Origin of the sequence: Streptomyces sp. MK37H (assembly GCF_018035285.1) — a bacterium.
GTDB classification, from domain to species: domain Bacteria; phylum Actinomycetota; class Actinomycetes; order Streptomycetales; family Streptomycetaceae; genus Streptomyces; species Streptomyces endocoffeicus.
In genome coordinates this window covers 19869-33940 of the sequence record NZ_JAAAYH010000048.1, presented here as the reverse complement: position 1 = coordinate 33940, position 14072 = coordinate 19869, and the positions used below count along the sequence as shown (strand labels likewise).

Annotated in this window: 13 protein-coding genes; 2 read left to right on the top strand and 11 right to left on the bottom strand. The window is 70.7% G+C overall.

Going from position 1 to position 14072, the window contains the following annotated elements; all coding sequences use genetic code 11:
• From GWI24_RS10115 to GWI24_RS10105, 3 genes are all read right to left on the bottom strand, one after another.
• Positions 1–796 (bottom strand): carbohydrate ABC transporter permease (locus tag GWI24_RS10115; protein ID WP_210945561.1); only part of this gene is annotated, 796 nt, incomplete at its 3' end.
• A complete protein-coding gene (locus GWI24_RS10110) occupies positions 793–1782 on the bottom strand; it encodes a carbohydrate ABC transporter permease (RefSeq protein WP_210945560.1) in 990 nt (329 codons plus the stop codon). The genes GWI24_RS10110 and GWI24_RS10115, both read right to left, overlap by 4 nt.
• Before the next feature lie 29 nt (positions 1783–1811).
• Positions 1812–3080 carry an extracellular solute-binding protein gene (locus tag GWI24_RS10105; protein ID WP_308343600.1) on the bottom strand — a complete coding sequence of 423 codons (1269 nt, stop codon included), beginning with the start codon at positions 3078–3080 and terminating at the stop codon, positions 1812–1814.
• A 260-nt stretch (positions 3081–3340) separates the two neighbouring features.
• On the opposite strand from GWI24_RS10105, the gene GWI24_RS10100 reads away from it, so the two are divergent.
• Entirely contained in the window at positions 3341–4180 is an 840-nt protein-coding gene (locus GWI24_RS10100; RefSeq protein WP_210945559.1) for a GntR family transcriptional regulator, read from the top strand.
• Positions 4181–4347: 167 nt separating this feature from the next.
• On the opposite strand, the gene GWI24_RS10095 is transcribed toward GWI24_RS10100, so the two are convergent.
• Positions 4348–4566, bottom strand: a complete 219-nt coding sequence (locus tag GWI24_RS10095) for an EF-hand domain-containing protein (protein WP_210945558.1) — start codon at positions 4564–4566, stop codon at positions 4348–4350.
• A gap of 1059 nt (positions 4567–5625) precedes the next feature.
• Between GWI24_RS10095 and GWI24_RS10090 the strand changes: the two genes are divergently transcribed.
• Positions 5626–6288 carry a phosphatase PAP2 family protein gene (locus tag GWI24_RS10090; RefSeq protein WP_210945557.1) on the top strand — a complete coding sequence of 221 codons (663 nt, stop codon included), beginning with the start codon at positions 5626–5628 and terminating at the stop codon, positions 6286–6288.
• Between the two features lie 27 nt (positions 6289–6315).
• On the opposite strand, the gene GWI24_RS10085 is transcribed toward GWI24_RS10090, so the two are convergent.
• The 7 genes from GWI24_RS10085 to GWI24_RS10055 are packed head-to-tail and all read right to left on the bottom strand — an operon-like array spanning position 6316 to position 14072.
• Positions 6316–7680 carry a glutamate-1-semialdehyde 2,1-aminomutase gene (locus GWI24_RS10085; protein WP_210945556.1) on the bottom strand — a complete coding sequence of 455 codons (1365 nt, stop codon included), beginning with the start codon at positions 7678–7680 and terminating at the stop codon, positions 6316–6318.
• 16 nt (positions 7681–7696) lie between these two features.
• Complete coding sequence (gene rfbC, locus GWI24_RS10080) at positions 7697–8239, bottom strand: dTDP-4-dehydrorhamnose 3,5-epimerase (protein WP_210945555.1); 543 nt, start codon at positions 8237–8239, stop codon at positions 7697–7699.
• 11 nt (positions 8240–8250) lie between these two features.
• Positions 8251–9483 (bottom strand): polysaccharide pyruvyl transferase family protein, encoded by a 1233-nt coding sequence (locus GWI24_RS10075; protein ID WP_210945554.1) that lies wholly within the window; start codon positions 9481–9483, stop codon positions 8251–8253.
• A complete protein-coding gene (locus GWI24_RS10070) occupies positions 9480–10427 on the bottom strand; it encodes a glycosyltransferase family 2 protein (protein WP_210945553.1) in 948 nt (315 codons plus the stop codon). Before GWI24_RS10070 ends, GWI24_RS10075 begins: the two co-directional genes overlap by 4 nt.
• Positions 10424–11743: a hypothetical protein gene (locus GWI24_RS10065; RefSeq protein ID WP_374103290.1), complete on the bottom strand. Its 1320-nt coding sequence runs from the start codon at positions 11741–11743 to the stop codon at positions 10424–10426. The genes GWI24_RS10070 and GWI24_RS10065 overlap by 4 nt, the downstream gene beginning before the upstream one ends.
• Positions 11740–13023 carry a DUF4910 domain-containing protein gene (locus GWI24_RS10060; RefSeq protein WP_210945552.1) on the bottom strand — a complete coding sequence of 428 codons (1284 nt, stop codon included), beginning with the start codon at positions 13021–13023 and terminating at the stop codon, positions 11740–11742. Before GWI24_RS10060 ends, GWI24_RS10065 begins: the two co-directional genes overlap by 4 nt.
• Entirely contained in the window at positions 13011–14072 is a 1062-nt protein-coding gene (locus GWI24_RS10055) for an NAD(P)-dependent oxidoreductase (RefSeq protein ID WP_210945551.1), read from the bottom strand. Before GWI24_RS10055 ends, GWI24_RS10060 begins: the two co-directional genes overlap by 13 nt.

The following is a 14072-nucleotide window of genomic DNA, read 5'->3' as shown; positions in this document are numbered from 1 at the left end:
GCTGGAGCAGCAGGAACACCACGAGCGCCGGGGCGGCGAAGAGGGTCGAGGCGGCCATGGTGGCGCCCCAGTCGGTGCCGAAGACGTTGCGGAACGAGGACAGCCACACGGGCAAGGTGCGGTTGTCCTGCTGCTTGATGATAAGGAAGTTGGCGTAGGTGAACTCGTTCCAGGCGGTGATGTAGCCGAACAGCGAAGTGGCCATGAGACCCGGTGCCAACAGCGGGAAGGCGATGCGCCGGAACGCGCCGAGCCGGGTGCAGCCGTCGACCTGGGCGGACTCCTCCAGCTCCGGGGGGATCGTGCCGATGAAGCCGCGCAGGACGACGATGGTGAAGGGCAGCGTCATCATGAAGTAGACGAGGGTCAGGGTCGGCAGCCGGTCGAGCATGTCGGTGTCCCGGGAGATGATGTAGACCGGGATGATCAGGGACTCCCAAGGCGCCATCTGGGCGATGAAGACCATGAGCATGAATTGCCGGCGCCCCTTCCACCTCATCCGGGCCACCGCGTAGGCGGAGCCCAGGGCGATGACGAGGGCGAGCAGGACGGCGCTCAGCGTGACGAGGATGCTGTTGCGCCAGAAGAGGCCGAAGCCGTCGGCGCCGACGGCGGAGCGGAAGTGGTCGAGTGTCCAGGTCTCCGGAAAGAGCCGGGGGCTGTGGGACTGGATGTCGCGGGTCGGTCTGAACGCGGTGGCGACCATCCAGTAGACCGGGAACAGGCAGACCACGACCGTGACGACGGCGGCGGCGTTCAGCGGCATGCGGCGGATGCGGGGCCGGGTCGTGCTCATGCGAGCTCGTCCTCCTGGCGGATCAGCTGACGGAAGTAGAAGACGAGCAGGCCCGCCATCAGCACGACGGTGACCAGGGAGGCCGCCGAGCCGAGGTCGTAGCGCTGGCTCGCCAGGGCGGTCTGCACCGCGTACACGGGCAGGATCGTGGTCGCGTCGCCGGGCCCGCCGTTGGTCATCACCCAGATCTGGACGAACGCCTTGAAGGTCCAGATCACTTCGAGCGAGAGCACGAGCATGAAGATCGGGCGGATGATCGGGAGGGTGATGGAGCGGAATATCCGTGGCCCCGATGCTCCGTCGAGTCGCGCCGACTCGTACAGCTCGGCGGGGACGGTGGTGAGGGCCGAGTACAGGGTGATCGCCGCGAACGGCACGGACTGCCACACGATGAGGGTGACCAGAATGGCGAAGGCGGCCGGTCCGTGCGCGAGCCAGGGGTAGCGGTCGAAGGATTCGAATCCCAGGTCTGTCAGGACCGCGTTGACGATGCCGAACTCCGAGTGGAACAACCACTGGAAGACGGTGGTCGCCGCGATGACGGGCATCGCCCAGGTCAGCACGAGCGCGCTGAGGACCGCGGTCCGGCCGAACCGGCCGAGTCGCTCGATCATCAGCGCGACCAGCGTGGACAGCGCCATGATCAGCACGACGTTGCTCGCCATGAAGAGGAAGGTGCGGCGGACGACCTCCCAGAAGTGGCCGTCGCTCAGCAGCGTCTCGTAATTCTCGAATCCCACGAAACGCGCGTCGCCCAGGATGAGTTGGCGCAGTCCGAAGTCCTGCAGCGATATCACCACGGCGCGGACCAGGGGATAGACGAGCAGGTAGAGCGTGCCGAGGACGGCGGGCGCGATCAGGACGTACGGCCAGATCCCGCGGCCGCGGGCCATCGGCGGGCGGCTCGGTCCTGAGCCGGTGGAGCGCCGGGGTGGCCGGGTGCTGAGTGGGGGGCGGGGCGCGGTCTGTTCTCGGACGGCCGACACGGCACTCTTCCTTCCCGTGCGTTGACGGTTCAGGAGCCGGAGTTCATCGCCGTGGTGATGGCGTCGGATGCCGTGGTGGCTTCCTTCCGCGCGTCGCCTCCGGTGAGGACGGCCGTCAGGTAGTCCTTGATCGGGTTCTTTGCCTCGACGGCGGCCCAGCCGGGTGTGTTGGGCGTGGCGTGGCCTTCGGCGGCGCCGACAGCCATGGCCGAGGCGCCCGGGTCGGAGGCGACCGCGTCGGCCAGGGTGGTCTTGTTCGGGACGTAGCTCATGGCGACGGCGAGCTTCTTCTGCCAGGTGTCACCGGTGAGTTCCTTGACGAAGGTGTAGGCCGCGTCCTGCTTGGCGGAGGCCGTGGGGATGATGAGGTCGGAGCCGCCTACGAAGACGGCGCCGGGTGTGTCGGCGGTCTTTCCCGGAATCGGGAAGAAGCCGAGCTTGCCCTTCAGCTCGGGGTTGCTCTGGATGACGACGTTGGCGCCGCCGGGAGACGAGATGACCTGGGCGACCTTTCCCTTGGCCATCACATCCGTCTGCGGGGGGCCGGCCTCGTCGGAGTCCTTGGGGCCCCTGCCGAGGGCCTGGAGCTTCTTGTAGAACTCCATGCCGCGCATCGCCTCGGGGGTGTCCAGCGCACCCTTCCACCTGCCGCCGGACTCCGTGGCGAGGTCGCCACCCTCGTCCCAGACGAAGCCCGCGAGGGTGTACCAGTTCTGGCCGGGCAGATAGATGCCCTGGGTGCCGCCGGTGTTGAGCTTCCTGGTGGCGGCGATCCACTGGTCGCGGGTCTTGATGGACGCCGGGTCGATGCCCGCCTCCGTGAAGAGGTCGGTGCGGTAGACGACGACGCGGTTGGCGGCGTAGTACGGGATGCCGTACTGCTTGCCCTCGTAGACGCCCGGCTCGGCGAGGCCCTTGAGCCAGTCCTTCCCCCCGAGTTCGTCGACCTTGTCGCTGAGGTCGAGAAGTCCCCCGCTCTGCGCGAACTGGGCGACCTGGGTATTGCCGGTCTCGATGACGTCCGGTGCGTTGTTGCTGGCGAGGGCCGCCGTGACCTTCTCACCGATGCCGTCCCACTCCTGGATCTGCACCTTGACTTCGATGTCCGGGTGAGCGGTCTCGAAGCCCTTGACGAAATCCTTCTGGAACTGGGCCGAGACGCTGTCGCGCATCAGCCAGACGTCGATGGCGGTGCTCCCGCCGGAGCTGCCGCCGGACGCGTCGGAGGAGTTGCTGCAGGCACTCAGCCCGGCGGTCATCACGAGCACGGACACGCAGGCAAACAAGCGGAGCTTCACGGTTCACCTCTGGAAGACATGACCCAACCACCTGACCAGTACGGCTCACTGGACAGCTCGCCTCTTGACGCAGGACGAAGTTGGCATAGACCAATAGCGACGTCAACCCCCTTGGACTTCACCGGAGTTCAGCCCCAGGCTGGGTCATGACCTGGACGATCATCGCCCGGAAAGGGATACACTTCCCCTGACCAGGAGGGCAGTTGCGGGCGACCACTGGTCAACTGGTCAATCGGATGCCGCGCATGAGGGGGCACAGGATGAAGGCCGACGCACCAGGTGCGGTGCTCAAGCGGGAGCGGGTTCGCGACTTCATCCTCGACCTCGTCGAGTCACGCCACCCGGGTGACGCGATCCCCTCCGAGCGCGCCCTGTGCGCCCGTCTGGGCGTGTCCCGCCCGACCCTGCGCGCGGTGGTCGACGAGCTCGTCGCCGCGGGCCTTCTGGTACGGGAACACGGCCGCGGCATGTTCGTGGCACCCAACAAGATCACCCAGGAACTCGTCTCCGGTCAGGAGACCATGACGGCACCCCGGGCCTCCGGGACCTGGTCGAGCCGCCTACTGGAGTTCACCACCCTCCAGGCCGGCGCGCGCGTGGGCCGCAAGCTGCGCATTTCACCCGCCGCCGAGATCGTGTACGTGGCCCGGCTGCGCCTGGTCGACGGCGCCCCGATGGCCATCGAGCATCTGCACATCAGGGCGGATCTGGTCCCCACCCTGTCCGCCCGGGAACTGGAAGCCGGTGACCTGTACGAGCACCTGCGCGAACAGCACGGTGTGCACGTCCAGGAGGCCGTACAGGCGATCGAGCCGACCGTCGTCACCCGGGCCGAGGCCGAGCTGCTCGACGTGCCCGAGCTGTCCCCGGCGCTGCTCTTCGAGCGGCTTACCTCGGACACCACGGGTCGGCCCGTCGAATACGTCCACTCGATCTACCGTGGCGACCGCTACCGCATCGTCTCCCGGCTCACCCTCGACCCCTCGGCCACAGCGCCACCGGCCCGACTCGGACACCACCCCGGCATCCCCCCGGGCGACTTCGTCCACCGCGACACCATCGCGTCCTCCACGCGCGGGGACATCCAGTCGGCACCGTGAGCCGCTGCGTTTCCCCCAGCCGGGCACGAGCGTGTCGGCGGGGTCTCTGAACCTGGGCCGACCCGGCCGCGAGCTGTGCCTTTGTGGAGGTACGTGCGACGCCTCGCTTGTCCGGTCCGCCGAGCGGATCCCCTTCGGCGGATCGAAGGGGATCCTGCTCACCGCCGTCAGGCGTTCATGGCCGCCCAGAACTCCTCGAAGGACATCTGGCGATCGCCGTTGGTGTCGAGCGAGTCGATGAGCTCCTGGGCCTGCGACTCGGTGATCTCCGAGCCCTCCAACTCCGCCACGACCCTCCGGTATTCGTCCGCGGTGACCAGGCCGTCCCCGTCGACGTCGTAGCGCTCGAAGACCTTCCGCGCCGCCCTCTCCACGATGTCTGCCATGTGCTCCGCCCTTCTGCGATCTTCGCTGACGGGCCCAGGTTATCCGTCCGCCCGGAGCAACCCGGGCGCCGCCCAACCTGCCTGGCTGTTGCGGGCCGAGCTCGTTCCAGGGCCCATGGCTCCACCCCGATGACCGGCGCCGTTGCAAGGGCCGCGGGCACCACGTTCTGGACGAGCGCACCGGACTTCTCGTCCCGGTACGCCGCCTGGCGCTCCGCGCCTATCAGCGTCCGCGCCGGGCCATGCCGTCTGAGCAGCGCGGCGGCGCCCTGGACGGTGTAGCGCTTGTGGAACCGGCGTTGATCTCTGCCGCCGGGATTGACGAACTGCCGGTAGGATGACAAGTAGAGGCTGATCCCTGATGCCCTTGGCCAGGGCGATGGCCAGGCCGGCGAGTTCGGGGCCGCACCGGCTGACGGCTCCCGCGGAGTCGTACAGGCCAGGAGCGGGTGTCCGCGGGGCGGTTATGGTCGCTGGAGGGTGGGTCGGACACGACGGGGGGCTCGCGTTGGATCGCCTGGCCGGAGCGGAGCTGGAAGTCGGCCCAACCCAGTTCGTGCTCGACGTGTTTGTCATCTTGCTCGGTCCAGCCTCGCAGCCCGTACAGGCTGACGCTGCCGGCCATGTCGGCGGACGGCAGCGGGCGGTTCCTGCGGGGCTCGACCGCCGCCACGCAGGGGGTTGTGGTGCGGTCGGGTTCGGCGATGGAGTGCGGGCTTTCGCTGGAGCCGTGGAAACAGTCGGCGACCAGCGCCCGAAACGTGGTGTCCTTGGCGCGAGCCCGGGCAGTGGCGGCCGCGACGATGCCGTTTCCGACCTGCCCGCGGGAGCCGGGGTACTGACCGGACACATAGGCCGTGGCGTGCTTACGGTCACCGGCGTCGTCCGGAAACAACGCCCCGCCGTAGTGGGGCGCGGGCGCCGGCTCCGCCAACGCGGTCAGCGTCTTGTCGCGGTCCCGCGGCGCCGGCAGGGCGGCGACGTCATCCCGCGACGCCCGACGCTACCCACGGCAGACAAGAAGGTCACTGCCGCAGGTCGACCGGACGCGGTGGGCGTGTGACCGGCCGGCCGGTGCCCGCGGTGCTGCCCAGGTCGCTGCGCGCGTGGCTCGGGCCGATCGCGGCCCTCGCCGCGCTGGTGGTCGGCGTGCTCGGGGTCCTGTACGCCGGCCAGAGCGAGCCCGGCAGGGTGGACAGGTGGATCATCCGGCCGACGGCGGACAGTGTGCGGCCGCCCTGGAGGCGCGTCGCTCTGGCCATGGACTTCTTGGGGGAACCCGCCGGAGCGGCGACGCTGATCGTGACCGCTGTGACGGGCTGCCTGCTGCTTCGGCGTCCTCGCGCGGCGGTGCTCGTCGTTGCCGGCGCCGCCATGACCGTGGGGACGGCGACGCTGCTCAAGCATCTGGTGGGACGCACCATCCACGGCGACGGCAACCTGTCCTATCCGAGTGGGCACACCGCCTTCTTCACCGCACTCGCCCTCATCGTGGCGCTGCTCGCGACCGGCCGGTCGGGCCTCGGCAGGACGGCCGGCACGTCACTCGTGCTCGCCGCGGCGCTCGTGGCCGGCGCCGCGATGGGATGGGCGCAGGTCGCCCTGGGCGCGCACTATCCGACCGACGTCCTCGGCGGCTGGTGCACCGCGCTGGCGGTGATTCCGGCGACCGCGTGGCTGGTCGATCGGATGGCCGACGCCCGTCGGCGGGAGCGTCGCTGACGTCACCTCACGTGACGTCACCTGACGTCACGCCAAGCGGCGGAATACGGGCTTCACCGGTCGTCCGGCCAGCCAGGGGGTGGGGTCAGCGGCGTCCAGTGCCTTCCGGTACACCGCACATGCCTGGGCCACCACGTCGACGGTGTGATCGATGTCGGCGTCGCTGAGCGCGCTGCTCACCACGAACGACGGGGCCAGCACCCCGCCCGCGAGGAGCCGGCGCAGGAACAGGGTGCGGTACTGCTGCGACGGCTGCCCGTTCTCGTCGAGGGTGGCGAAGACCAGGTTGCTGGCCCGGCCCCGGACGACGATGTGGTCGCCGACGCCCATGTCGGCCGCGGCATCGCGGACACCGGCTGCCAACCGCTCGCCGAGGGCGTGCAGCCGCGCGGTGACGCCCTCCTCGACGTAGATGGTCTGCACGGCCATCGCGGCGGCCAGCGAGTGCGTCTCCGCACCGTGCGTGGTGGACAGCAGGAACACCCGGTCGCCGGAGTGACGCAAGCCCCCCAGCTCCATCAGATCGCGGCGCCCGGCCAGCGCGGAGACGGCGAATCCGTTGCCCAGCGCCTTGCCGAACGTGGAGAGGTCGGGGACGACGCCGTACAGACCCTGGGCGCCTGCCTCGGACCAGCGGAAGCCGGTGATCATCTCATCGAAGATCAGTACGCAGCCGTGCCGGTCGGCCAGCTCGCGCAGGCCGGCGAGATACCCCGGAGTGGGGTCTCCCCTGCTCGAACGAAGTTGAGAGCTTGGGGAAGGCTCGGCGACGGTGGCGGGTTCGAGGATCAGGCAGGCGACCTCGTCCTGGTACCGGGTGAGCAGCTCCTCCGTGGCGGCCAGGTCCCCGTAGGGGAACGCCACGGTGAGCTCGTTGGTCGCCGCCGGAACACCGGCGGACATCGGCGTGGTGCCGATGAACCAGTCGTCGGCGGAGAAGAACGGATGGTCGGCGCAGATGGCCACCCGCGGGCGCCCGGTGGCGGCGCGGGCGAGGCGCACCGCGGCGGTGGTGGCGTCGGAGCCGTTCTTCGCGAACTTCACCATCTCGGCGGTCGGCACCGTGGCCAGGAAGCGTTCCGCGGCTTCGACCTCCACGATGGACGGCCGGACGAAGTTGCTGCCGCGGTCGAGTTCCCGCCGCACCGCCTCGATCACGCGTGGGTGGGCGTGGCCGAGGCTGACCGACCGCAGGCCGGACCCGTACTCGACGTAGCGGTTGCCGTCGATGTCCCACACGTGGGCACCGCGGCCGTGGCTGATGACCGGGGCCAGGTTCTCGGGGTACTGGTCGTCGCCCTTGGCGTAGGTGTGCGCGCCCCCGGGGATCATGGCGTGCAGCCGCTCGTTCGCCAGCCGCGACCGGGGCAGGAGGAACTCTTCGGTGTCCAAGCCGACTTCACCCTTCCTAGTGCTTCAGGGCCTCGGCGAGGCTCGGCGCCTCCCGGTCCCGCTGGGACATCGAGGTGACCGGCAGCGGCCAGGGAATGGCGAGCTCCGGGTCGTCGAAGGCGATCGTCACGTCCTCGGACGGATCGTGCGGGCGGTCGATCCGGTACGAGGTGTCAGCGGTTTCGGTCAGCGCCTGGAAGCCGTGCGCGCACCCCGCCGGGATGTACAGGGTCGCCTGCGTCTCGCCGGACAGTTCGAAGAAGGCCCGGCCCAGGTAGGTCGGCGAGTCCGTGCGCAGGTCCACGACGACGTCGAAGATCCTCCCGTACGAGCACCGCACCAGCTTGGCCTCGCCGGCGCCGGAGCGCAGGTGCAGGCCGCGCAGCACGCCCCGGACCGAGCGGGACACGCTGTCCTGGACGAAGACGTGCGGGTCGAGGCCCACCGAGCGGACCACGTCGGCGTCGAAGGTGCGGCAGAAGAAGCCGCGCTCGTCGGCGTACGGCGTCGGCTCGAACAGGTACGCGCCGGCGATCGCCGGGACTTCGGTCGCTTTCATTGCGGCCGCCTTCATGGAGCCTCCCGCATGGTGTGGGCGTGGCCGGTGGCCGGGAACAGGGCCGCGGTCAAGGCGGTGAACTGGTCCTCGACGCGCCGGGCGGCGTCCTGGTTCCGCTCGGGAAGGGTCCGTCGCAGCTCCGCCGATCGCTGCTCCAGCTCCCGGAACTGCTCGAGCAACCGGTCGGCGTCGACCTCGCGAGCGGAGTGGCAGTACGCGTCCAGTCCCATCAGAGCCATGAGATCGTCGCTCTTCACCGAATAGCTGAGTGCGAGCGTCGGCGTGCCGACCTTCAGCGCGCAGACCAGGTTGTGGTACCGGGCAGCCACCACGGTGTCGGCAGCCGCCACCTCCTTCATCAGGTCGGCAAGCGAGGCCGCCTCGGCAACGGTGACCAGCGGCGAGTCCACCGCGTCGAGGACCGCGGCCGCCACCGGCCGGTCGAGCTCGTCCCCGGTGAGCAGCCGGACCGGCCTGCCGTCCTCGACCAGCGCGTGGACGAAGCGGATCGTCCCGTCGAGGTAACGCCGGTGGATCTCCTCGGCCCGGGCGCGCTCGTCGTTGCTGCCGTGCCAGGCCATGACGCCGACGCAGACCGGGCCCGGCGGGCCCGAGGGCACGCTCGCCCGCGGCGTCGGCAGGGAAAAGGCGAGGTCCGGATAGACCTCGTCGCGCGCGGTGGCCACGCCCATCTCCCGCATCGCGTCGCGGGAGTGGGGGCCCCGGAACGACCGGTACGCGGCCAGCCGCGCCGACCAGCGCACCAGGGTTCGGGTCGCCCGGTGGCCGATCTCGGAGGCACCGACGCTGACCAGGGCGACCCGGGTGCGAAGCAGCCGGCCGCTCGCGCAGAGCAGGAACAGCGAGTACGGGAAGCCCCATGGCCGCAGCGGCAGCGTGGTCTCCAGGACGCCCGTGCCCGGCACGATCACCACGTCGTGCCGGCGCACCCAGGCGGCGGTGCGGACGGCGTCGACGAGTTTGCCCAGACCCTTCGTCGCGATAGCGGCGACGCTCGACGCGGTCCGGTACTCACCGCGGTTCCAGTTCAGCCGCGTCGCGGGGATCCCGTACCGGGCCGTGACGACCTCGGGCCCGCCGCAGAGCGCGTCCACGACCGCCTCCGGGTGCTCAGTGCGCAGGTACCCGAGGATGGCCTCGAGCGACCCGTCGTTGCCGGAGTTGCCTGCGCCGAACAGGCCGAACAGCCCGACGCGCACCTGAGTTTTGTTCGTGGAGGTCATGCCTGCCTCCCATCGCGGCCGGCGACGATTGCGTCGACGGAGACCGTGAGCCGGCCTGGGTCGACCGGGGCGCGGTCCTCGACCCGCTCGCCGACACCCGGCCGGGTCCGGCTGGCCATCCACGCGGCCATGTGGCGGTAGCACGCGCGCCGGTCGGCCGGGGACAACGGCGCCCGCCGGATCGCTGCGACGAAGCCCCACAGGTACTCGGCGAGTAGCCGGGGCGTCGGGTGCAGCGGGCCCGCCCGGCGCGGGTCCAGGTTCACGCACCGGGAGCGCTTGGACGGGTTCGCCCGCTCGGCGCGGGTGGGGTGGTCACGGCGGAAGTACAGCAGCTCCGGCACCTGGTGGAAGGGCCCGTGCAGGGTGATCTCGGCAACGAACGTGCGGTCCGCGTGGTGGTAGCTGTCGAGCGGCTTCACCCGGCGCAGCACGTCGGCCCGGATCACCCCGTAGAAGTCGTCGCCGCCGGGCTCGAACAGCAGACTGCGGAAGCGCTCCGGCGGATGCGGCGAGTCGGTGGCGAGCTTGTACTCGTACGGGACCTTCACCTGGCCGTCGCCGTCGATGACCGCCTGGTCGGCGTGCGCGAGGATCACGTCCGGCCGCTCGTCCAGGGCCTCCACACAGCGCCGCAGCAGGTCCCGGGCGTACAGGTCGTCGTGCGAGGCCCACTTGAACAGTTCGCCGTGGCATTCGGTGAACACGTAATTGTGGTTCGGCGCGGCGCCGATGTTCCGGGGAAGCCGTATGTACCGGATGCGTGAGTCCATCGCGGCGTACTTGTGGCAGATGTCCTGGGTCCCGTCGGTCGAGGCGTTGTCGGAGATGACCAGCTCGAAGTCCTCGTAGGTCTGGCCGAGCAGAGCGTCGAGCGATTCGGCGAGGTACTCCTCGCCGTTGTACACGGGCAGACCGATGCTGAGCCGGGGATGGTGGGTCATGTCGTCCTCACTTCGCGGATGGTGTTGTGCCGGCGCTCGCGCAGAGCGGACCGCAGCTGCAGCCACCACACGGCCGCGGCGCTGACGTTCGCGGCGGCGACGCCCCAGGCCGAGCCGACCGTGCCGGCCACGGCCGCCCCGCCAACCCCGCCGCCGACATAGCAGGCGGAGGCGAACAGTTGGCAGCGCAGGCTGCGCCGGGCCGAGGCGAGGGCGCGCAGCCCGGCCGCCGCGCCGACGCCGAGGCCGGCGCCCGCGACGCCGAGCGAGGCCGGCACGATGAGTTCGGAGGCGCCGCGCCAGACTTCACCGAGCCCGTGTTCGCCGAGCCGGTCCGGTACCAGAAGCAGCGCCGCGCCCCAGAGCAGCGCGGCGGCGGCCAGCCCGCCGCCGAGCAGGAGGCAGAACTTGCCCAGCCGGTGCGGGGCCTGCCGCAGCACCCGTGCCGCCTCCGGGACGGTGACCAGCGAAAGGCCCATCAGCACTGCGAGGAACGGGCCGAGCAGCAGCTCGACGCCCCGGACCACACCCACCGCGCTGACCCCGACGATGGCGCCGAGCCCGTACGCCCGCAGCAGGCTCGCGCCGCTGACACCGACGTTCTCGACCAGGTACCGGTAGCCGAGGTCGCGCTGCTCGCGAAGCCACGCGCGCATTCCGGTCGGCTGGGGCCGGATGCCGGACTGGAGGCAGCCGTACACGGCGGCCAACGCGGCCGTCCCGCCCCAGGCGAGTACAAAACCGGCCACGCTGCCCACGCGGGCCGCGACCACCAAGGCCGGGACGAGCGCGACGCCCCACACGAAGTCGTTGACGAACGCCTTCCGCCCGTTGCCCGCGGCGAAGAACGAGAAACGCCAGGCGTCCTGCAGCAGCAGCCCCGGCAGCAGCACGCCGAGGCAGGCGAACGCGGCCCCCGCGCGTCCGCCGAGACTCAGCCCGGCCACCAGACTCGCCGCGCCGATGGCACTGCCGACGCCGAGCGCGGTACCCGACGCTCGGGCCGCCGCCGTGCGCCAAGACGCCTCCGGCACGCCGCTGAAGCGCACCACGAGCGGGTCGGAGGCCAGCCCGCGGGAGACGTTGAGCACCACGCCGTAGGTCACCCAGACCAGGCTGAACACGCCGAACGCGGCCACCCCAAGCGAGCGCGCCACGTACATCCCGACCAGGAAGTTGGACATGCTGGAGGCCGCCTGGTCGGCCAGTCCCCAGGACAGCCGGCCGGCTATGGCCCGCCTGGCGTTCGGCTGGGCGTGTCTGCCCCGGGCCGCCGATGCCGTCGTCTTCTCCCCCTTGGTGGTCATCGGCGTCATGCCTTGATCAGCCCGGCGCCGTGCAGGGCGCCGGCCGCGTCGGCGACGGTGTCGAACGGCAGCCCGGACCGCTCGGCGACGTCCAGCAGACTGTGCTCGCCATCGGAGAGGTTGAGCACCCAGAGCATGGCCATCTGGGCCTGCTTGGTGTCGCTGCGGCCGCCGAGCGCGTCGTACAACCCGCGTCGGCCCAGCTGTGGTTCGCCGTAGGGGCTGAGGTTGAGGTACCGCCGGTTGCGGTCGAGGACGGCGAACGCCTCGCGGCAGACGGCGAGGGTGTCCGCCATCGCCTCCGGGGATACGAAGTCCAGGTTGTCCGCCGAGGTGTGGTACTCGGGGTAGCCCGCGTACGGGGTCCGGGTGAGCGAGCCCACGCCGAGGTCGAACCCGGGCGAGCAGAACTGCCGCTCGTCGTAGCCGTACGGGGTGAACTCGGCTACCCGGTGCGGGCGTTCGGAGGCGGACAGCACGTGCCGCAGCACCCGGTCGATCTCCGCGTCGCCGCGCCTGCTCTGCTTGTACGTCAACTGGCCCGGGTCCCCGGCGCAGGCCAGCACGAGGCCGTGCTTGACCTGTTCCACCCGCTCCGCGTTGCGGGCCAGCCAGGTGATCGCCCCGATGGTGCCGGGCGCGAACAAGAACCGGTAGGTGTAGTACGGCGTCTGCTCCGCCAGCGCCCGCGCCAGGAACGTCGCCACGGCGATGCCGGCCAGGTTGTCGTTGGCCAGCGACGGGTGGCAGACGTGGCAGGAGACGATCACCTCGTCGGCGACCTGCCCGGGGACGATGTGCTCGGCGTAGGTGAGATGGCCATCGGTGAGTGTGGAGTCGACGCACACCTCGTACTCGCCGTCCGGCAGCGCGTCCAAGGTCTCCTGGGCCAGGCAGAACCCCCATTCCGGCTGGTAGTAGCTGGTGCGGTACGGCACCCAGGCCGGGTGGTCCGGCAGGGTGTGCAGATGCGCGCGAAGCTCGGCCAGCGGCATGGTCGCCGACACCGGAACGCTGTAGCCGAGCACGTGCAGGCTGGACTCGGCGAAGTCGACGACCCGCTTGCCGCTGCTGTCGGCGACGTACGCGTCCCGGATGTTCCACTCCTGCGGCACCGTCCAGTCGAGCACCTGGGTCCCGGTCGGCACCTCGTGCACCTGCAGCGGGATGTACTCGCCGACGATCTCCAGGGTGGCGCGCACACCGTCGCCGGTGATGCTCCGGCACAGCGGGTACAGCCGCTCCACCAGCGCGTACATCTCGTCGCCGTGCGCAGTCACCGGCGCCACCGCAGGGTGTCGTCGACGGTGCCGGCGTCGGACGCCGCGCGCAGCACGGCAAGGCGGGTGAAGCGCTGCTCGAAGTCCTCCCGGGTCAGCCCGTGTTCCCGGTAGGCGTCGGCGAGTTCGAGCGCGCCCTGCTTCACCGTCCACTCGCAGTCGAAGCCGGGCACCGCGGCGCGGAACCGGGAGAAGTCCACCCGGTACGACCGAGGATCGGCACCGGTCTCCCCGGTGATCACCACCTTCGAGCCGGACACCGCCTCGGCGACCTGCCCGGCGATCTCGGCGACCGTGACATTGTTGACCTCGCTGCCGATGTTGAACGCCCGGTCGTGCACCGCTTCGCGCGGTGCGGTCAGCGCGGCCGTGAAGGCCCGTGCGATGTCGACGGCGTGCACCAGCGGGCGCCAGGGGGTGCCGTCGGAGAGCACCAGCACCTCGCCGGACAGGAGCGCGTGACCCACCAGGTTGTTCAGCACGATGTCGGCACGCAGCCGGGGCGAGTAGCCGAAGGCGGTGGCGTTGCGCATGAACACCGGGCTGAAGTCGCCGTCGGCCAGCGCGTGCAGGTCGTCCTCCACCCGCACCTTGGACTCCGCGTACGGCGTCACCGGGCGCAGCGGGGCGTCCTCGGCCACCAGGTCGTCGCCGCCGGCGGCGCCGTAGACCGAGCAGGTCGACGCGTACAGGAAGCGCCGCGCTCCGGCGTCGCGGGCCAGCCGGGCCAGCCGCACGGACGCGTGGTGGTTGATGTCGTAGGTGAGCTCCGGCGCCAGCGATCCCAGCGGGTCGTTGGAGAGCGCGGCCAGGTGGATCACGGCGTCCACCCCGGCCACGTGGTCGGCCGTGACATCGCGCAGGTCCACCCGGTGCCTGGGGGCACCGCCCACAGGCGCGTCAGCGCCGACTGGGGGAGGGTCCGCGGGCGTCGGGCCCAGCACACAGTCGGCGAACAGGCCGGCGTCGAGGCCGACGACCTCGTGCCCGGCGGCGGCGAGGACCGGGGCCATGACGGTTCCCAGATAGCCCTGGTGTCCGGTCAGCAGTACGCGCAA